The organism is Comamonadaceae bacterium OTU4NAUVB1 (assembly GCA_024372625.1).
Taxonomy (GTDB): domain Bacteria; phylum Pseudomonadota; class Gammaproteobacteria; order Burkholderiales; family Burkholderiaceae_C; genus Variovorax.
The window spans coordinates 1128440-1147208 of record CP099605.1; the positions used below are offsets into that span (position 1 = coordinate 1128440).

Sequence of the window (18769 nt, forward strand, 5' to 3'; positions counted from 1 at the left end):
CAAGTGGGTCCTCAGGGGGCGGCGATCTCGCAGCGCACCCCGGCGCGCTCGAGCAGTTCGGGGAAGGGCGCGGGCGGCGGCGCGTCGGTGAACAGCCGGTCGATCTGCGCCAGCGTGCCCAGCGCGATCATGGCGGGCCGGTTGAACTTGCTCGCGTCGGCCGCCAGCCAGACCTCGCGGGCCTGCGCGATGATGGTCTGGGCGACCTTCACCTCGCGCAGGTCGAAGTCGCGCAGCGACCCGTCGGCCTCGATGCTGGAGACGCCGATGAGCGCGATGTCGACCTTGAACTGGCGGATGAAGTCGATCGTCGCCTCGCCCACCACCGCGCGGTCGCGCGAGCGCACCGAGCCGCCCGCCACGATCACCTCGCAGGCCGTGTTGCCGCTCAGGATGGTCGCCACGTTGAGGTTGTTGGTGATCACGCGCAGGCCCGTGTGGCGCATCAGCTGCCGCGCGATGGCCTCGGTCGTGGTGCCGATGTTCAGGATCAGCGAGCAGTCGTCGGGCACGCGGGCCGCCACGGCGCGCGCGATGCGCGCCTTGGCCTCGGCGTGGAGCGAGGCGCGCTGCCGGTAGGCGATGTTCTCCGTGGTCGACGGGCCGGGGCATCGCACGCCGCCGTGGAAGCGGCCCAGCAGGCCCTCGTCGGCCAGGCGCCGGACGTCCCGCCGCACCGTCTGCAGGGTCACGCCCAGCAGGTCGGCGAGTTCCTCGACGGTGGCCGAACCGCGGTCGCGCACCGTGTCGAGTAGTCGGATCTGGCGGGGGTTGGTGTTCACGTGCGACGGATGGGGGCGGGCGGTGCGAGGGGCTCTACTGTAGAACGAACCAAAACGAACCGGTTCGAGGGAAAATATCCGGCAGAACCGTGCGCAAAGGAAAGACAATGAACGGATGCGAAAGCGCCGGCGCCCGAGGGCGTTCCGACGCGCCAACGCCGACGACCGCCGCGACCCCCACCTCCACCTCGACCGTGACCACCACCCCCATGCCCCAGGTTCCCGGGACCGACCCCGGAGTCGGCGATTGCGACGTGCTGGTCATCGGCGGGGGCATCAACGGCTGCGGCATCGCGCGCGACCTGGCCGGCCGGGGCTGGCGCGTGACCCTGTGCGAGCAGGACGACCTGGCCTCGCACACCTCGTCGTCCTCGACCAAGCTGATCCACGGCGGCCTGCGCTACCTGGAGTACTACGAGTTCTCGCTGGTGAGGAAGGCGCTGCGCGAGCGCGAGGTGCTGCTGCGCAGCGCGCCGCACATCATGTGGCCGCTGCGTTTCGTGATGCCGCACGACCCGGCGACGCGGCCGGCGTGGATGATCCGCGTCGGGCTGTTCCTCTACGACCACCTGGCCAAGCGCGAGGTGCTGCCGGGCTCGCGCGGCATCGACCTGCGGCGCCACGCGGCGGGCGGGCCGCTCAAGCCGCGTTACCGGCGCGGCTTCGTCTACTCCGACGGCTGGGTCGACGATGCCCGGCTGGTCCTGCTCACCGCGGTCGACGCGCGCGACCACGGCGCCGAGGTCCTGACGCGCACGCGCTGCACCCGCGCCGTGCGCGCGGCCGACGGCTGGACCGCCACGCTCGACGGCCCGGACGGCACGCGCACCGTGCGCGCCCGCGCCGTCGTCAACGCGGCCGGTCCGTGGGCCGAGGCCTTCCTGCGCGGCGTGGCGGAGTCGGCCCGGGGCGAGACCATGGCCACCAAGAGCCTGCGCCTGGTCAAGGGCAGCCACATCGTGGTGAAGCGCCTGTTCGACCACGACCACGCCTACATCTTCCAGAACCCCGACAAGCGGATCATCTTCGCCATCCCCTACGAGGACGCGTTCACGCTGATCGGCACCACCGACGTCGAGATCAAGAGCGACGATCCCGGCGCCGCCCGCGCCAGCCCCGACGAGATCGCCTACCTGTGCGAGCAGGTCAGCCGCTACTTCGAGCGGCCCGTGACGCCGGCCGACGTGGTCTGGACCTACTCCGGCGTGCGGCCGCTGCTCGACGACGCCTCGGGCGATCCGTCGGCCGTCACGCGCGACTACCTGCTCGAGGCCAACACCGACGGCGCGCCGCTCCTGTCGGTGTGGGGCGGCAAGATCACCACCTTCCGCAAGCTGGCCGAGGACGCGGCCGACGAGGTCGGCACCCTGCTCGGTCAGGGACCGGCGCGGCGCCCGGCGTGGACCGCCGGCGCCTTCCTCGCCGGTGGCGACCTGTCGGGCTGGATCGGGCCGCGCCGGCGCGGCGAGCGGCCCGTGGACGAGTTCGAGCGCTTCGTCGCCGCCGTCTTGGCGCGCCATCCCTGGCTCGACGCGACGCTCGCGCGCCGGCTGGCGCACGCCTACGGCGCCCGCATCGCCGACGTGCTGGGCGACGCCGCGTCGCCGGCCGATCTGGGCGCCGAGGTCGCACCCGGCCTGCACGAGCGCGAACTGCGCTTCATGCGGGCGCAGGAATGGGTCCGCACCGCCGACGATGCGTTGTGGCGTCGCTCCAAGCTGGGCCTGCGCTACACGGCCGAGCAGCGCGCGGCGGTCGGCGCCTGGCTGGCGGCGTGCTCCGGACGGGAGGTCGCGCATGCGACGGCGTGAACTGGCGGGTCTGGCGCTGCTGCCCTGGGTCGACGCCCGGGCGGCCGGCGACGAGGCATTCCCGCGCGCGGTGCGCCAGGGTGGTTGCGCCGTGGTGTTCCGTCACGCGCAGACGGTGGCGGGCATCGGTGATCCGCCGGGCTTCGCGCTGGCCTCCTGCGCGACCCAGCGCAACCTGAACGACGAGGGTCGGGCGCAGGCGCGCCGCATCGGCGAGTGGTTCGCCAGCCATGGACTGCGGCCGGCGGCCGTGCGTTCGAGCGCCTGGTGCCGCTGCCAGGACACGGCGCGCCTGGCCTTCGGCGCGTCCGACGTGTGGGCGCCGCTCAATTCCACCTTCGACGACGCGGCGCTGTCGCCCGCCGCCACGGCCCGGCTGCGGGAAGCGTTGCGCGCCATCCCGGCCACGGGCTTCGAGGTGTGGGTGACGCACCAGGTCAACATCACCGCGCTCACGGGCCGCTTCGCGGCGTCGGGCGAGGGCTTCGTCGTCGACGCGGCGGGCGCCGTGCGCGCCCAGGCGCGGCTCTGACGCGACGCCGGACGTGACCGACGGCGGGTCCGGCCCGGCGCCGGGGGGTCAGCGTGGCGTGGGGCCCGCAGCCTCGCGCGTCAGGCCTTCGGCGCGATAGAAGCGGGTGAACGCCGCCGTGGTCGCCAGGCGCACCTTGGGCAGGTCGGCGCGCTCGAACAATGCCGCCCAGGCCCGTCGCTTGGGTGGCGTGTCGATGGCGATGTGGCGCACCATCGACCACTTCACGCTGTCCCTGGCGCCGTCCAGCGCGCCGTGCCGTCGGCGGTCGAACCAGGTCCGTCGGACGTAGCGCAGCAGGCCGACGGCCGTCGGGACGTCCAGCAGGATCAGGCCCGTGGCGCGTTCGAGGCGCCGATCCAGGCAGCGCGTGTAGTTGCCGTCCATGACCCAGCGCGCCTGCCGGATCGCCTCGTCGTGCAGACGCAGGAAGTCGGCCTCCGGACGGGGTCGCCAGTCGGTGCGGGGCAGGTGGAACAGCCGGTCGAGGTGGACGGCCGGCAGCCCGTGCCGGCGTGCGATGGCCGCGGCCAGGGTGGACTTGCCGCTGTTGGACGGTCCCAGGATGCAGATGCGCTCGCCGAGCCCGTCGAGCGTCCGCATGGCATCGATGTCCGTCGGTCCGGGCGTCACTGCGCCATCGCCGCCTTGACCTCGTCGCCCAGGTCCAGCACCGACATCGCGTAGTAGCTGCTCCAGTTGTAGCGCGTGATGACGTAGAAGTTGCGCGTGCCGGCGACGTAGGTGGGCGCGTCGGCGCCGTTCTGCAGTTCGATCAGCGCGAGCAGCCCTGGGTGGGAGAGGGCCGGACCCTGGAGCACCGCGCCGGCGGCGACGAAGCTGTCGGCGCTGAAGGTCGGCAGGATGTCGGGCGCCATCAGCACGTCCATCCGCAGGCGTGCCGGGTCGAAGGCGACCGGGTAGGTCGAGGGCATGCCGCGTCGCCAGCCGAAGGCCTTGAAGTAGTTCGCCACGGAGCCGATCACGTCGGCCGGGTTGTCGACCAGGTCGATGCGCCCGTCGCCGTCGAAGTCGACCGCGTACTTGGCGATGCTGCTGGGCATGAACTGCGGCATGCCCATGGCACCGGCATAGCTGCCCAGTGGGGCGAGCGGGTCCTGGGCGGTGCGGCTTTCGGTGCTGAGGAAACTCTCCAGCTCGCCGCGGAAGAAGGCCTCGCGCTCGGCGGCGCGGGGATGGCCGGCGGGGAAGTCGAAGGACAGCGTGGCCAGTGCGTCGATGACGCGGAAGCTGCCCATGTTGCGCCCGTAGATGGTCTCCACGCCGATGATGCCCACCACGATTTCCGGCGGCACGCCGTATTCGGCCTCGGCGCGGGCGAGCGTGGCGGCGTTGTCGCGCCAGAAGCGCACGCCCGCGGCGATGCGCACCGGGTCGATGAAGCGGCCCCGGTAGGCGCGCCAGTTCTTGGCCGTGCCCCGCGTGGCCGGCAGCATCAGGCGCGGCACGTTGGGCAGCAAGCGCGCCGCGCCGATGGTGGCGCGGACCCACTCGCGGTCGAGGTTGCGCCGCGCGGCGACGTCGTCGGCGAAGCGCATGGCGTCCTCGCGCGTGGCGTAGGGCGTCGCCTCGACCGTCTGGGCGACCTTGCGCTTCGCTTGCTGGGGCGCCGCCGCGACGCCGCTCGACGCGCCACAGGCGAGTGCGAAGGCGAGGAGGGCGGCGCGCGTGGCGGCGTGGCGCGGAGCGACCGGGGCGCCGGCCGGCGCGATGCGGAGGAAGGAACGATGCATCGAGGGATTGTGCCGGCCGGACGCCGACCCCGTGCGGCTGGAGGTTCCCATCCCGCGCCCTCTTCCTCCGGGCAGGAGCCGATCCGACCGCGCGGCTTCAGCCGGCGTCCCGGCGCGGCCAGGCGAGGCGCCGGAACTCGGCGAGCAACGCGGGCAGGCCGGCCTCGGGCGACTTCGCGTAGCGCTGGGCTTCGAGCCGCAGCAGCCAGTCGTGCGCCGCCCGCGCGGCCGGTCCGAAGCGCGCCGTCGCCTGCTCGGCCATGCGGCGCGGCGGTGTGGCGGCGTCCAGGTCCAGCCCGGCCTTCGCCAGGCGTGCGCGCGCCTGGGCCAGCAGGCGCAGCCACGGGTCGCGCCGGCGGCGCTCCCACAGGGTCCAGCCGCCGCCCGCCGCCGTCGCCGCCACCAGCAGCCACAGCAGGACGATCGCCAGGTCCTGCGGACTCGGCGCCTCGAAGCCCAGCCACCTGAGCAGGTCGAGCTGGCGGCTCTGCGTGTGGTTGAGGACGCGCTGGTTCCAGGCGTTGTTGAGCGCCTCCCAGGCCTGGCGGAAATTCTGCAGGAGCGTCGGGCTCATCGTGCCGATCGCGCCGGCGAGAAAGCCCGGTTGCGGCGCCAGGCGCCGGAAGGCGCCGATGCGTTCGGGCGAGATGGCCCCGGTCGGATCGACGCGCACCCACCCCGCGCCGGCCTGCCACACCTCGGCCCAGGCATGGGCGTCGCTCTGGCGCACCACCCACGTGTCGTCCAGGCCGTTGAGCTCGCCACCCTGGTAGCCCGTGACGATGCGCGCGGGCACGTCGAGCGCGCGCATCAGCACGACGAACGCCGAGGCGATGTGCTCGCAGAAGCCTTCCTTGCGGTCGAACCAGAACTCGTCGGCGGTCTCGTCGCCGTAGACGCCGGGCTCCAGCGTGTACGAATAGCCCCCGGTGCGCAGGCGCTCCAGGGCCGCGCGCACGTAGCCCGGGGTGCCGGCGGCGGCCAGCGCGGGATCGGCCTTCATCCGGGCGGCCAGCGCGACGGTGCGCGGATTGCCGCCCGGCGGCAGCGCCACGTCGCGCTGCAGGGCGGCGGTGCGCCGCAGCGGGCCGCTCTGGAAATCGGGATGGCTCTCGGCGCGGTAGCGCAGCAGGTCGCCGAGCGGGCGGTTGGCCAGCCACTGCAGGTCGGGCGTCGCCACCACGCGCAGGCCGGGCACGTGCGAGACGTCGGGCGGGCGCGCGGGCGCGTCCAGCGCCAGCAGCCAGGGCCGGTTGCTGGGCTCGAGCGTGACCTCGTAGCCGACCGGCTCGCCACGCACGCGCAACTCCGACGACAGGAAGCCGCGCTCCCACGGCTGCGGCGCGGTCCAGGTGCGGCCGTCGAATTCCGACAGCACCGGCCCCCGGAAGTACAGCGCGCGCTGGTCCGGCACGCGGCCGCCGTCGAAGCGGATGCGCGCGGCGATGCCGTCGTCCAGCGCCAGGCGCGCGATGCTGCCCACGCGCATGGTGCTCGACAGGCCCGAGCGCCCCGTGACCTCGTCGTTGGGCGTGCCCCACAGCGGCGCCAGGCGCGGGAACAGCAGGAACAGCGCCAGCATGATCGGCGCGCCCAGCAGCGCCATGCCGCCGGCCGTGCGCGCGGCCTGCGCGAGCGGCGGCCGTCCCACCGGCATGTGCGCGTTGACCAGCGCGGTCAGCAGGCCCAGCAGGGCCAGCAGCATCGCCGCGGCCGTGAGCAGCGTCTGCGACTGGAAGAAGTTGGTGAGCATCGTGAAGAAGCCCAGGAAGAAGACGACGAAGGCATCGCGCCGCGCGCGCAGCTCCATCGTCTTGAGCGCCAGCAGCACCACCACCAGCGTCACCCCGGCATCGCGCCCGAGCAGCGTGCGATGCGTGGCGAAGGTCGCGGCGAGCGTGAGCGCGAGCAGCGCCAGACGCCAGCCCCGGTGCGGCAGCGGCGCGCCACGCACGGCGAGCGTGCCGCGCCAGAGCAGCACCCCCGCCACCAGCGCGCCGCACCACGTCGGCAGGGTCGGCAGCTGCGGCAGCACCACCAGCGCGATCACGCCGAGCAGGAACAGCGTGTCGCGCGCGTCGCGCGGCAGGGTGCGCGGGTCGAGGCCGCGCCAGGTCGTGCGCGCGCTCAGCATGTGGCGAGCACCTCCAGGCAGCGCCGCCGGTGCACCTCGCCATGGCCCGGCGCCACCCGGCGGCCGCCGGCGCGCAGGCCGTAGTCCAGGCCCAGCCGGTCGGCCGCCAGCACCCAGGCGCACAGGCGCGAGAGGGCGGCCTCGGCATCGGCCAGGCCGGTGGCCCGGGCATCGAGCCACAGCTCGCGGCGCTGGGTCTGGCGGGTGTCGCGGCTGACCAGGTCGTCGGAGCCGGCGGCCTGCGCGCGCGCGGCTTTCTTCCAGACCACCAGGCGCTGCGAATCGCCGCGCTGGTAGGCGCGCACGCCGTCGTATTCGCCCGCGCCGCCGGTGCGCGTGGTCGGCGCGCCGGCGCTGGCGGGCGGCGCCTCGCCCACGGGCAGCGGCGGCGGGTGCGGCTCGGGCGCGGGGTAGACCAGCAGCTGCGAGGCCGGCCGCCACACCGTCCACACGCGGAAGGTGCCCAGCGGGAACCGCGTCTCCGCCGTCAGCGCCGGCATCGCGTGCAGGCCGCGCCGCTCGGGCCGGAAGGCGATCTCGACGGTGGCGCCGCCCTGGGCGGGCACGTCGGTCCAGGCCCACTGGCCGCTGCCGCGCACGGCCAGGCCGATGCCGAAGCGCACGCGCCGCCGCGCGTTGTGCAGCACGACGCGGAACACCGCCGCGCTGCCGGCGAACTGCGCCTCAGGAGCCAGCAGGTGCAGGCTCAGTCCGCGCAGGGTCGCGTGGCCGACGTGCATGCCCACGGCGACGCAGCCGGTGATCATGAAGGTCAGCAGGTAGCCCAGGTTGAGCTGGTAGTTGATCGACGCGACCAGCTGGACGACGAGCGTCGCGGCCAGCAGCCAGCCGGCGGCCGTCGGCACGATGTAGACGTTGCGCTGGGTGAGTTCGAGGAGGTCGGAGGCCGGCTGGCGCGAGAGGAACCAGCCGTCGATGCGCCGGCGCAGCGCCGCGGTCGTCATCGCCGCGGTCCTAGGGCAGCGGCACGGCGGCGATCATCGCGCGCACCTGTTCCTGGGCACCGCGCCCAGCATCGCCCACCGGGGTCACGCGATGCGCCACGGTCTGCGGCAGCACGGCCTGGATGTCGTCGGGCGCCACGTAGTCGCGGTTGGCCAGCAGTGCCTGCGCCTTGGCCGCCCGGAGGATCGCGATGCCCGCGCGCGGCGACAGCCCCTGCAGGAACCAGCGCCCGCTGCGCGTGGCGGCGATGAGGTCCTGGAGGTAGTCCAGCAGCGGCTCCGAGGCATGGACCTGCTGGACGCGCTGCTGGATCGCGTGGAGTTCGCCGGCCGTGAGCAGGGCCGGCAGGTGCGCCAGCATCTCGCGCCGGTCGGCGCCGGCGAGCAGCTCGCGCTCCGCCGCGCGGTCGGGATGGCCCAGCGAAATGCGCATCAGGAAGCGGTCGAGTTGCGATTCGGGCAGGGCGTAGGTGCCCAGCTGGTCGTGCGGGTTCTGCGTCGCGATCACGAAGAACGGCGTGGGCAGCGGCCGGGTCTCGCCTTCGATAGTGACCTGCTTCTCCTCCATCGCCTCGAGCAGCGCGCTCTGGGTCTTGGGACTGGCGCGGTTGATCTCGTCGGCCAGCAGCACCTGGGCGAAGACGGGGCCGGGATGGAAGACGAAGGTCTGGCTGTTGCGGTCGTAGATGGCGACGCCGGAGAGGTCGCCGGGCATCAGGTCGGCGGTGAACTGCACGCGCGAGAACTGCAGGCCGAAGGTGTGCGAAAGGGCGTGCGCCAGCGTCGTCTTGCCGACGCCCGGAACGTCCTCGATCAGCAGGTGGCCCCCGGCCAGCAGGCACGCCACGCAGTCGCGGACCTGCGCCTCCTTGCCCACGATCACCGTGTTAAGCTGACCCAGCAAACTGGCGAGCTTCGCGGCCACGTCCATCTTTGTATCCATATGCAAACCATAACGCACGGTCCGACGGCCCCACGCGACGTAGGGCCGGAGCAGGCGACAGAGACATGGGCAAGACAGGTTATTTCACCCATCGCGACTGCTGGAAGCACGACATGGGCGACGGGCATCCGGAATGTCCGCAGCGCCTCGACGCCATCGAGGACCGCCTGCTGCTGACCGGCGTGGGCGACGCGCTCGAACGCGTTGAGGTGCCCCTGGCCACGCTGGCGCAGATCGCCCGGGCCCACACCGTCGAGCACCTGGAGCACCTCGAGTCCCTGCATCAGCGGCTGGTGGCCGACGCGCCCGCCGGCGGCCCCGACCATGCCCTGCTCGATCCCGACACCGTCCTCATGCGCCACACCGTGCTGGCCGCCCGTCGCGCCGCCGGCGCGGCCGTGGCGGCGACCGACGCGGTGATGTCCGGCGCGCTGGAGAACGCCTTCTGCGCCGTGCGTCCGCCGGGTCACCACGCCGGTCGCGCGCAGGCGATGGGCTTCTGTTTTCTCAACAACGTCGCCATCGCCGCGCGCCACGCGCTGGAGGCGCACGGTCTCGACCGCGTGGCGGTGGTCGACTTCGACGTCCACCACGGCAACGGCACCGAGGACATCCTGGCCGGCGACGAGCGCGTGCTGATGGTGGGCATCTTCCAGCACCCGTTCTATCCCCACACCGACATCGACCACGCGGCTGCCAACATGCTCAATCTGCCCGTGCCGGCCTACACCCGGGGCATGGACGTGCGTGAGCTGATCGAGGCCATGTGGATGCCGCGCTTGGAGGCGTTCCGGCCGCAGATGGTCTTCATCAGCGCCGGCTTCGACGCCCACCGCGACGACGAGCTGGGCCAGCTGCGGCTCAACGAACAGGACTTCGCCTGGATCACCGAGCGCGTGCGCGGCGTCGCGCAGCGCCATGCGGGCGGGCGAATCGTGTCGATGCTCGAAGGCGGCTATCACCTCGGCGCGCTGGCCACCAGCGTCGAGGCCCACGTGCGCGTGCTGGCCGACCTGTGACGGGACGTCGCGACGACCGATGCGCCTCGATGATTTCCTCGAACGCCTTCGGCAGGTGCGCATGGGCGGCCTGTGGCTCGAACTGGCGGTGCTCGCCGGCTGTCTCGCGCTGGCCTGGGGCCTGAGCCGCTGGTCCGGCCGCGGCCAGCCGCGCGATTCGATCTGGTTCGGCCAGCGCACGTTCGACGGGCTCCTGTTCCCGCTGCTGTCCCTGGTCTTCGTCGACCTCGCGCGTCGCGCCGTGCTGGACCACCAGGTGGTGGTCGTGCTGCGGATCGCGGTCTCGGTGTTCGCCTCGCTGGTGGCGATCCGTTTCATCGCCCGCGTGCTGCGCGCGGTGTTCCCGAATTCGGCGCTGGTCGGGCTGGTGGAGCGCACGGTGTCGTGGATCGCCTGGCTCGGCGCGGTGTTGTGGATCGTCGGATTGCTGCCGCCCGTCCTGGCCGAACTCGACGGGATCACGCTGGTCTTCGGGAAGGACCGCGTGAGCCTGCGCACGATCCTGGAAGGCACGCTGTCGGCCGGGCTGGTGCTGGTGATCGCGCTGTGGATCGCCGCCACGATCGAGAAACGCGTTCTAAGCCGCGCCGTGAGCGATCTGTCGATGCGCAAGGTGGCCTCCAACGCGATCCGCGCCTTCCTCCTGCTGGTGGGGCTGCTGTTCGCGCTGTCGGCGGTGGGCGTCGACCTGACGGCGCTGTCGGTGCTCGGCGGCGCGCTGGGGGTGGGGCTGGGCTTCGGCCTGCAGAAGCTGGCGGCCAACTACGTCAGCGGCTTCGTGATCCTGCTGGAGCGCTCGATCCGCATCGGCGACAACGTGAAGATCGACAGCTTCGAGGGCCGCATCACCGACATCAAGACGCGCTACACCCTGGTGCGCGCCGGCAACGGGCGCGAGGCGATCGTGCCCAACGAGTCGCTCATGACCAGCCGAGTGGAGAACCTCTCCCTGGCCGACCTCAAGTTCAACCTCACGACGGCCATCGTGGTGGGCTACGACAGCGACGTGGCGCAGGTCCAGGCCATCCTCGCCGACGCCGCGCGGGCTCAGCCGCGCGTGATGACGGAGCCGGCGCCGGTCGCTTTCCTCACGGCCTTCGCGCCGGACGGCATCGAGTTCACCCTGCATTTCTGGGTCGCCGACCCGGACAAGGGCAAGGACAACGTGCGCTCGGCCACCAACATCGCCATCCTGGAAGGACTGAGGGCGGCCGGGATCGAGATTCCCGGCCCGCAGCGGGTGCTGCGGGTGATGTCCCTTCCGGAGCGCTGGCCCAGGAACTTCCCCCCGGGGTCCGAAGCTACTTTATAATTTGAAAGAAAAGAACGATCGTTCTTTTTTCTGGACACTCCTTCGAGCCTGACCGCCACGGCGGTGACAGAAACGGACATCCGTCCAAAGAGACCGACCCTAGAATGATCGGTTGCCCTCTCGGAGGCACGCGGTTTTGCCATCTCATGGAGTCATATCAATGAAGGTTCTGGTCCCAGTCAAGCGGGTCGTCGACTACAACGTGAAGGTTCGGGTGAAATCCGACGGCAGCGGTGTGGACGTGGCCAATGTGAAGCACAGCATGAACCCCTTCGACGAGATCGCCGTCGAGGAGGCGGTGCGGTTGAAGGAGAAGGGCGTGGTCACGGAGATCATCGCCGTGTCCTGCGGCGAGACCAAGTGCCAGGAGACCCTGCGCACGGCGCTGGCGATCGGCGCGGACCGCGCCATCCTGGTGGAGACGGGCGTCGAGCTGCAGCCCCTGGCGGTGGCCAAGCTGCTCAAGGCGCTGATCGACAAGGAGCAGCCGCAGCTGGTGATCCTGGGCAAGCAGGCCATCGACGACGACGCCAACCAGACCGGGCAGATGCTCGCCGCGCTGGCCGAGCTGCCCCAGGGCACGTTCGCGAGCAAGGTCGAGGTCTCGGGCGACAGGGTGAGCGTCACGCGCGAGGTCGACGGCGGCCTGGAGACGGTCTCGCTCACGCTGCCGGCCATCGTCACGACCGACCTGCGCCTGAACGAGCCGCGCTACGTGACGTTGCCCAACATCATGAAGGCCAAGAAGAAGACGCTCGACGTCCTCAAGCCCGAGGACCTGGGCGTGGACGTCGCGCCGCGCCTGAAGACCCTGAAGGTCGCCGAGCCGCCCAAGCGCGGCGCCGGCGTCAAGGTGGCCGACGTGGCCGCCCTGGTGGACAAACTCAAGAACGAAGCCAAGGTGATCTGACCATGCCCATCCTCGTCATTGCCGAACACGACCACGCCAGCGTCAAGCCGGCCACCCTCAACACCGTCACGGCCGCGCTCGCCATCGGGGGCGACGTGCACGTGCTCGTCGCCGGCGCCAATGCCGCCGAGGCGGGCGCGGCCGCCGCGCAGATCGCCGGCGTCGCCAAGGTCATCGTCGCCGACGGCGCGAGCCTGACCGAAGGGCTGGCGGAGAACGTCGCCGCGCAGGTGCTGGCCATCGCCGGCAACTACAGCCACATCCTGTTCCCCTCGACCGCCGCGGGCAAGAACGTCGCCCCGCGCGTGGCCGCCAGGCTCGACGTGGCGCAGGTCAGCGACATCACGCGGGTCGTGGCGCCGGACACGTTCGAGCGCCCGATCTACGCGGGCAACGCCATCGCCACGGTGCAGAGCGCCGACAAGACGATCGTGATCACGGTGCGCACCACCGGTTTCGACGCCGCGGCGGCCACCGGCGGCAGCGCGACGGTGGAGAACGCCGAGGCGGTCGCCGACTCGGGCAAGTCCAGCTTCGTCGGTCGCGAGGTCACCAAGAGCGACCGGCCCGAACTCACCGCGGCCAAGATCATCGTCTCGGGCGGGCGCGCCCTGGGCAGCGCGGAGAAGTTCACGGAAGTGATGACGCCGCTGGCCGACAAGCTCAACGCCGGGCTGGGCGCGAGCCGCGCGGCGGTGGACGCGGGCTACGCGCCCAACGACTGGCAGGTCGGGCAGACCGGCAAGATCGTGGCGCCGCAGCTCTACATCGCCGCGGGCATCTCCGGGGCGATCCAGCATCTGGCGGGCATGAAGGACTCCAAGGTGATCGTGGCGATCAACAAGGACGAGGAGGCGCCGATCTTCTCGGTGGCCGACTACGGCCTCGTGGCCGACCTGTTCGTCGCCGTGCCGGAACTCGTCGGGAAGATCTGAGGACGGGCGCCCTCGCGCTCACCACAGGCATCCAGAAGGCATCGTTCGCGGTGCCTTTTTCGTATCTGAACGACGGGGTCGCGCGTGTCGCGCGGCCCGTCGCGATTTCCCCGTCCTCATCCGGAGACCCAGAGAAATGACCTACCGCGCCCCGCTCGAAGATATGCTGTTCGACATGGAACACCTCGCGCGGCTCGACGCCATCGCCGCGCTGCCGGGCTTCGAGGACGCCGGCCTGGAGACCGCGCGCGCCGTGCTGGCCGAATGCGCGCGCTTCACGCAGGACGTGGTCGCACCGCTGAACGTGGCGGGCGACCGCGAACCCTCGTCGTTCAGGGACGGCGTGGTCACCACCACGCCGGGTTTCAGGGACGCGTTCGCGCAGTACACGGCGGGGGGCTGGCAGGGCCTGCAGCATCCGCTGGACTTCGGCGGCCAGGGCCTGCCCAAGACCATCGGCGCGGCCTGCGCGGAGATGCTGAACGCGGCCAACATGAGCTTCGCGCTGTGCCCGCTGCTGTCCGACGGCGCCATCGAGGCGCTGCTCACGGCCGGCTCCGACGCGCTCAAGTCGACCTACCTCGGCAAGCTGGTGAGCGGCGAGTGGACCGGCACCATGAACCTGACCGAGCCTCAGGCCGGCAGCGACCTGTCGCTGGTGCGCACGCGCGCCGAGCCCGTGGGCGACGGCACCTACAAGGTCTTCGGCACCAAGATCTACATCACCTACGGCGAGCACGACATGGCCGCCAACATCGTGCACCTGGTGCTCGCGCGGGTGGTCGGCGCGCCCGAGGGCGTCAAGGGCATCAGCCTGTTCGTGGTGCCCAAGTTCCTGCCCACGGCCGACGGCGCGCCGGGCGAGCGCAACGACGTGCATTGCGTGAGCATCGAGCACAAGCTGGGCATCAAGGCCTCGCCCACGGCGGTGCTGCAGTACGGCGACCACGGCGGCGCGCTGGGCTGGCTGGTGGGCGAGGAGAACCGCGGGCTGGAGTACATGTTCATCATGATGAACGCGGCGCGCTATGCGGTGGGCGTGCAGGGCGTGGCGATCGCCGACCGCGCCTACCAGCACGCCGTGGCCTATGCCCGCGAGCGCGTGCAGAGCCGCCCGGTCGACGGGTCCGCGAACGCGAGCGTGGCGATCATTCAGCACCCCGACGTGCGCCGCATGCTCATGACCATGCGGGCCCAGACCGAGGGCTGCCGCGCCATGGCCAGCGTGGCCGCCGCCGCCTACGACGCCGCGCACCACGCGACCGACGAGGCGGCGCGCCGCGAGAACGCCACCGTCCACGAGTTCCTGGTGCCGCTGGTCAAGGGCTATTCGACCGAGATCGGCATCGAGGTGGCCTCGCTGGGCGTGCAGGTGCACGGCGGCATGGGCTTCATCGAGGAGACCGGCGCGGCGCAGTACCTGCGCGACGCGCGCATCCTGACGATCTACGAGGGCACCACCGCCATCCAGGCCAACGACCTGGTCGGGCGCAAGACCGCGCGCGACGGCGGACGGACCGCGCGCGCGCTGGCCGAGCGGATCGCGCGGACCGAGGCGGAACTCGAGGCCAGCGGCAGCGAGGCGGCGCTGGCCGTGCGCGCGCGCCTGCGGGCCGCGCGCGAGGCCTTCGTCGAGGTGGTCGATTTCGTGGTCGCGCAGGCCAAGGCCGCGCCCAACGCCGTCTTCGCGGGCAGCGTGCCCTACCTGATGCTGGCGGGCAACCTGGTGGCCGGCTGGCAGCTGGCGCGCTCGCTGCTGGTCGCCCAGACGCTGATCGAGGAGGGCGCCGGCGCCGAGGCGGCCTTCCTGCACGCCAAGACCGCCACGGCGCGCTTCTACGCCGAGCACATCCTGAACAAGGCGCCGGGCGTGCGCGACAGCATCGTCCATGGCGCCGACAGCGTCATGGCGCTGGCGCCGGACGCGTTCTGATCCCCCGGGCGGCCCGCCCTGTCGCCCGTTCGACCTGCTCCTGCCGCCCCGCGGCCTATAACGCCTTCCTTCCCCCGAACGGAGTTTCCATGTCCCGACTGCCTCCCGTGCTCGCCAACCTGCCGTTGCCCATCATCGGTTCGCCGCTGTTCATCATCAGCAACCCGAAGCTGGTCATCGCGCAGTGCACGGCCGGGGTGGTGGGGTCGATGCCGGCGCTCAACGCGCGGCCGGCGTCGCTGCTCGACGAGTGGCTCGCCGAGATCACCGAGGCCCTGGCCGCGCACGACCGCGCGCACCCCGACCGGCCCGCCGCGCCGTTCGCCATCAACCAGATCGTCCACAAGAGCAACGACCGGCTCGAGCACGACATGGAACTCGTCGCCAAGTACAAGGTGCCGATCGTCATCACTTCCCTGGGCGCGCGCACCGACGTCAACGACGCGGTGCACGCCTACGGCGGCGTCACGCTGCACGACATCATCAACAACGTCTATGCCAGGAAGGCGATCGAGAAGGGCGCCGACGGCCTCATCGCGGTGGCTGCCGGCGCCGGCGGCCACGCGGGCGTGAAGAGCCCGTTCGCCCTGATCCAGGAGATCCGGCAATGGTTCGACGGCCCGGTGGCGCTGTCGGGGGCCATCGCCACCGGCGACGCCGTGCTGGCCGCGCAGGCGATGGGGGCCGACTTCGCCTACATCGGCACCGCCTTCATCGCCACCGAGGAAGCGCGCGCGAGCGACGACTACAAGCGCGCCATCGTCGAGGGCAGCTCCGACGACATCGTCTACTCCAACCTTTTCACGGGCGTGCACGGCAACTACCTCGCGCCCAGCATCGTGGCCGCCGGGCTCGACCCGGCCAACCTGCCCCAGGGCGACCTCAAGACCATGAACTTCGCCACCGGCGACGGTTCCAAGGCCAAGGCCTGGAAGGACATCTGGGGCTCGGGCCAGGGCATCGGCGCCATCGGCGAGGTGACCAGCGCGGCCGCCTACGTCGACAGGTTGCGGCGCCAGTACCAGGCCGCCCGCGAACGGCTCGCGCTGTAGCCGGCAAGGCCTCCGGGCCGCGACCGCTTCGACCGGGAGCGGGGCAGGGCGATGGCGGTCCGCCGCGCGGTTGTGCGGATAATTCCGTCCCATGAGCGGCAACACATTCGGAAATCTCTTCGCAGTCACCAACTTCGGTGAATCCCACGGTCCCGCGATCGGCTGCGTCATCGACGGGTGTCCGCCGGGCATGGCGCTCTCGGAGGCGGACATCCAGGGCGACCTCGACCGCCGCCGCCCCGGCACCAGCCGCCACGTCACGCAGCGCAACGAGCCCGACGCGGTGCAGATCCTCAGCGGCGTCCACGAAGGCCGCACCACCGGCACGCCGATCGCGCTGCTGATCCAGAACACCGACCAGCGCAGCAAGGACTACGGCCAGATCGCCCAGCAGTTCCGGCCCGGCCACGCCGACTTCACCTACTGGAAGAAATACGGCATCCGCGACCCGCGCGGCGGCGGGCGCTCGTCGGCGCGGCTGACCGCGCCGATGGTCGCGGCCGGCGCGGTGGCCAAGAAGTGGCTGCTGGAGAAATACGGCACGGTGTTCCGCGGCTGCATGACGCAGATCGGCGAGGTCGCCATTCCGTTCGAGGACTGGTCGCACGTGCCGGCCAATCCGTTCTTCGCCCCGGTGGCCGACGTGTCGCACCTGGAGGCCTACATGGACGCCCTGCGCAAGTCCGGCGACTCGTGCGGCGCGCGCATCCGCGTCACGGCCTCGGGCGTGCCGGTGGGCCTGGGCGAACCGCTGTTCGACAAGCTCGACGCCGAGATCGCCTACGCCATGATGGGCATCAACGCGGTCAAGGGCGTGGAGATCGGCGCCGGTTTCGCCAGCGTCGCGCAGCGCGGCACCACGCACGGCGACTCGATCACGCCCGGGGGGTTCGCGACCAACAACGCCGGCGGCGTGCTCGGCGGCATCAGCACCGGGCAGGACCTGGAGGTGGGCATCGCCATCAAGCCGACCAGTTCGATCCTCAGCCCGCGCCAGTCGATCGACGTCAACGACCAGCCGGTGGAGGTCGTCACCAAGGGCCGCCACGACCCCTGCGTGGGCATCCGCGCGACGCCGATCGCCGAGGCCATGCTGGCGCTGGTGGTGATGGAGCACGCCCTGCGCCAGCGCGCGCAGTGCGGTGAGCCCGCCGCGGCGGCGGGTGCCGACACGGGGCGGCTCCAGGCGTCTTTCCTTTAAGCGGCACTTTTCCGGGGTGACGTGCTCCGACACGCCTGCCGGTCGTGGCGACCGCCCACCGGCCGCCGCCCATCCTTTTCCGAACGGACCTCCCGATGTTTTCCATGCCGCCCGCCACCCAGGCGCTGATCCTCAGCTGCGTCGTCGTCTTCGTCCTCCAGTCGCTGGGCGTGGACGGCCTCGCGGCCTTCGCGCTGTGGCCCTGGGACTCGGGCGGCTTCCTGCCGTGGCAGGTGGTGACCTACGCCTTCCTGCACGGCGGTCTGTCGCACCTCGTGTTCAACATGTTCGGCCTGTTCATGTTCGGCGCCGAGCTCGAACGGGTCTGGGGCGCCTGGCGCTTCCTGGTGTTCTATGCCGCCAGCGTGCTGTGCGCCGCCCTGGCGCAGCTGGCGGTCGCGGCCTGGAGCGGCAGCCCCAACCCCACCATCGGCGCCTCGGGCGGGCTGTTCGGCCTGCTCGCGGGCTTCGCGATGCTGTTTCCCAAGCGCACCATCGTGCCGCTCATCCCGCCGATCCCGATGCCGGCCTGGCTCTTCGTGGTGCTCTACGGTCTGGTCGAACTGACGCTGGGCGTCACCGGCAGCATGAGCGGCGTGGCGCACTTCGCGCACCTGGGCGGCATCCTCGGCGGCTGGCTCACGCTGCGCTATTGGCGCGGGCAGATCCCGTTCGGCAGCCGGCGCTGACGCCGGGGGCGGGTTGACGTCCGCCCGGTCGTCGCCACCATCGGAGTTCCGAACCGACGCGTTCCCACCTTCTACCGACCGGAGTCCCATCCATGGCCACCCCCCTCAAGATCGATTTCGTCTCCGATGTCTCGTGCCCGTGGTGCGCCGTCGGCCTGGGGGCGCTCGAGGCCGCCCTCGCGCGCGTCGCGCCCGAGGTGCGGGCCGAACTGCACTTCCAGCCGTTCGAGCTCAATCCCGGGATGGCCGCCGAGGGGCAGGACATCGGCGAGCACCTGCAGGAGAAGTACGGGTCCACCCCGGAACAGCGGGCCCAGGCGAGCGAGGCGATCCGCCAGCGCGGCGAGGCCGTCGGCTTCACCTTCACGTCCGGCGCCCGCCGACGCATTTACAACACCTTCGACGCGCACCGCCTGCTGCACTGGGCGGGGCTCGAGAGCCCGGCGCGCCAGTACGCGCTCAAGAAAGCGCTGCTGAAGGCCTATTTCACCGACGGCCTCGATCCGTCGGACCACGACACGCTGGTGCGGCTCGCCGGCGACGCGGGCCTGGACCCGGCGCGCGCGCGCGAGATCCTGGCCGGCGACGACCACGCCGACGCGGTGCGCGAGCGCGAGCGCCTCTACACCGACGCCGGCATCCATTCGGTGCCGGCGATCATCCTGAACGACCGGCACCTGATCTCGGGCGGCCAGCCGGTCGAGGTGTTCGAGCGCGCGCTGCGTCAGATCGCCGGCGCCCAGCCGTCCCAGGTGATGTCGGCCTGAGGCTTGCGCGCACGCGGCGGCGGTGGCGTT

Annotated in this window: 17 protein-coding genes; 11 read left to right on the forward strand and 6 right to left on the reverse strand. The window is 71.7% G+C overall.

Annotated features, from left to right (window positions below):
• Positions 1 to 11: 11 nt before the first annotated feature.
• Positions 12 to 782 carry a DeoR/GlpR family DNA-binding transcription regulator gene (locus NF681_08670; protein UST55228.1) on the reverse strand — a complete coding sequence of 257 codons (771 nt, stop codon included), beginning with the start codon at positions 780 to 782 and terminating at the stop codon, positions 12 to 14.
• Positions 783 to 991: 209 nt separating this feature from the next.
• On the opposite strand from NF681_08670, the gene glpD reads away from it, so the two are divergent.
• Both glpD and NF681_08680 read left to right on the forward strand, forming a co-directional pair.
• A complete protein-coding gene (glpD, locus tag NF681_08675) occupies positions 992 to 2593 on the forward strand; it encodes a glycerol-3-phosphate dehydrogenase (protein ID UST55720.1) in 1602 nt (533 codons plus the stop codon).
• On the forward strand, positions 2580 to 3125 hold the full coding sequence (locus NF681_08680; protein UST55229.1) for a histidine phosphatase family protein: 546 nt from the start codon (positions 2580 to 2582) through the stop codon (positions 3123 to 3125). The genes glpD and NF681_08680 overlap by 14 nt, the downstream gene beginning before the upstream one ends.
• 48 nt (positions 3126 to 3173) lie before the next feature.
• Here the strand turns inward: NF681_08680 and NF681_08685 are convergent, their stop codons facing one another.
• The 5 genes from NF681_08685 to NF681_08705 form a co-directional block, all read right to left on the reverse strand.
• Complete coding sequence (locus tag NF681_08685; GenBank protein UST55230.1) at positions 3174 to 3728, reverse strand: AAA family ATPase; 555 nt, start codon at positions 3726 to 3728, stop codon at positions 3174 to 3176.
• 26 nt (positions 3729 to 3754) lie between these two features.
• A complete protein-coding gene (mltB, locus tag NF681_08690; GenBank protein UST55721.1) occupies positions 3755 to 4684 on the reverse strand; it encodes a lytic murein transglycosylase B in 930 nt (309 codons plus the stop codon).
• A 292-nt stretch (positions 4685 to 4976) separates the two neighbouring features.
• Positions 4977 to 7013, reverse strand: coding sequence for a DUF3488 and transglutaminase-like domain-containing protein (locus NF681_08695; GenBank protein ID UST55231.1), 2037 nt, complete (start codon positions 7011 to 7013; stop codon positions 4977 to 4979).
• Positions 7007 to 7978: a DUF58 domain-containing protein gene (locus tag NF681_08700; protein UST55232.1), complete on the reverse strand. Its 972-nt coding sequence runs from the start codon at positions 7976 to 7978 to the stop codon at positions 7007 to 7009. The genes NF681_08695 and NF681_08700 overlap by 7 nt, the downstream gene beginning before the upstream one ends.
• A 10-nt stretch (positions 7979 to 7988) precedes the next feature.
• Complete coding sequence (locus NF681_08705; GenBank protein UST55233.1) at positions 7989 to 8909, reverse strand: MoxR family ATPase; 921 nt, start codon at positions 8907 to 8909, stop codon at positions 7989 to 7991.
• Positions 8910 to 8986: 77 nt separating this feature from the next.
• Between NF681_08705 and NF681_08710 the strand changes: the two genes are divergently transcribed.
• From NF681_08710 to NF681_08750, 9 genes are all read left to right on the forward strand, one after another.
• Positions 8987 to 9940: a histone deacetylase family protein gene (locus NF681_08710; protein UST55234.1), complete on the forward strand. Its 954-nt coding sequence runs from the start codon at positions 8987 to 8989 to the stop codon at positions 9938 to 9940.
• A 19-nt stretch (positions 9941 to 9959) separates the two neighbouring features.
• Positions 9960 to 11252 carry a mechanosensitive ion channel gene (locus NF681_08715; protein ID UST55235.1) on the forward strand — a complete coding sequence of 431 codons (1293 nt, stop codon included), beginning with the start codon at positions 9960 to 9962 and terminating at the stop codon, positions 11250 to 11252.
• Positions 11253 to 11412: 160 nt separating this feature from the next.
• Positions 11413 to 12162 (forward strand): electron transfer flavoprotein subunit beta/FixA family protein, encoded by a 750-nt coding sequence (locus NF681_08720; GenBank protein ID UST55236.1) that lies wholly within the window; start codon positions 11413 to 11415, stop codon positions 12160 to 12162.
• A 2-nt stretch (positions 12163 to 12164) separates the two neighbouring features.
• A complete protein-coding gene (locus tag NF681_08725) occupies positions 12165 to 13097 on the forward strand; it encodes an FAD-binding protein (protein ID UST55237.1) in 933 nt (310 codons plus the stop codon).
• 136 nt (positions 13098 to 13233) lie between these two features.
• Positions 13234 to 15030, forward strand: a complete 1797-nt coding sequence (locus NF681_08730; protein UST55238.1) for an acyl-CoA dehydrogenase — start codon at positions 13234 to 13236, stop codon at positions 15028 to 15030.
• Between the two features lie 89 nt (positions 15031 to 15119).
• Positions 15120 to 16082, forward strand: coding sequence for a nitronate monooxygenase family protein (locus tag NF681_08735; GenBank protein ID UST55239.1), 963 nt, complete (start codon positions 15120 to 15122; stop codon positions 16080 to 16082).
• Positions 16083 to 16173: 91 nt separating this feature from the next.
• Positions 16174 to 17283, forward strand: coding sequence for a chorismate synthase (gene aroC / locus NF681_08740; protein UST55240.1), 1110 nt, complete (start codon positions 16174 to 16176; stop codon positions 17281 to 17283).
• 95 nt (positions 17284 to 17378) lie between these two features.
• On the forward strand, positions 17379 to 17972 hold the full coding sequence (locus NF681_08745; GenBank protein ID UST55241.1) for a rhomboid family intramembrane serine protease: 594 nt from the start codon (positions 17379 to 17381) through the stop codon (positions 17970 to 17972).
• A gap of 92 nt (positions 17973 to 18064) precedes the next feature.
• Positions 18065 to 18739: a DsbA family oxidoreductase gene (locus NF681_08750; protein UST55242.1), complete on the forward strand. Its 675-nt coding sequence runs from the start codon at positions 18065 to 18067 to the stop codon at positions 18737 to 18739.
• Positions 18740 to 18769 lie beyond the last annotated feature (30 nt).

Bases quoted from the DNA above. Each gene is read 5' to 3' on its own strand.
- glpD (UST55720.1), top strand. From the start codon at position 992: ATGCCCCAGGTTCCCGGGACCGACCCCGGAGTCGGCGATTGCGACGTG.
- NF681_08680 (UST55229.1), top strand. From the start codon at position 2,580: ATGCGACGGCGTGAACTGGCGGGTCTGGCGCTGCTGCCCTGGGTCGAC.
- NF681_08685 (UST55230.1), bottom strand. From the start codon at position 3,728: ATGCGGACGCTCGACGGGCTCGGCGAGCGCATCTGCATCCTGGGACCG.
- mltB (UST55721.1), bottom strand. From the start codon at position 4,684: ATGCGCTTCGCCGACGACGTCGCCGCGCGGCGCAACCTCGACCGCGAG.
- NF681_08695 (UST55231.1), bottom strand. From the start codon at position 7,013: ATGCTGAGCGCGCGCACGACCTGGCGCGGCCTCGACCCGCGCACCCTG.
- NF681_08700 (UST55232.1), bottom strand. From the start codon at position 7,978: ATGACGACCGCGGCGCTGCGCCGGCGCATCGACGGCTGGTTCCTCTCG.
- NF681_08705 (UST55233.1), bottom strand. From the start codon at position 8,909: ATGGACGTGGCCGCGAAGCTCGCCAGTTTGCTGGGTCAGCTTAACACG.
- NF681_08710 (UST55234.1), top strand. From the start codon at position 8,987: ATGGGCAAGACAGGTTATTTCACCCATCGCGACTGCTGGAAGCACGAC.
- NF681_08715 (UST55235.1), top strand. From the start codon at position 9,960: ATGCGCCTCGATGATTTCCTCGAACGCCTTCGGCAGGTGCGCATGGGC.
- NF681_08720 (UST55236.1), top strand. From the start codon at position 11,413: ATGAAGGTTCTGGTCCCAGTCAAGCGGGTCGTCGACTACAACGTGAAG.
- NF681_08725 (UST55237.1), top strand. From the start codon at position 12,165: ATGCCCATCCTCGTCATTGCCGAACACGACCACGCCAGCGTCAAGCCG.
- NF681_08730 (UST55238.1), top strand. From the start codon at position 13,234: ATGACCTACCGCGCCCCGCTCGAAGATATGCTGTTCGACATGGAACAC.
- NF681_08735 (UST55239.1), top strand. From the start codon at position 15,120: ATGTCCCGACTGCCTCCCGTGCTCGCCAACCTGCCGTTGCCCATCATC.
- aroC (UST55240.1), top strand. From the start codon at position 16,174: ATGAGCGGCAACACATTCGGAAATCTCTTCGCAGTCACCAACTTCGGT.
- NF681_08745 (UST55241.1), top strand. From the start codon at position 17,379: ATGTTTTCCATGCCGCCCGCCACCCAGGCGCTGATCCTCAGCTGCGTC.
- NF681_08750 (UST55242.1), top strand. From the start codon at position 18,065: ATGGCCACCCCCCTCAAGATCGATTTCGTCTCCGATGTCTCGTGCCCG.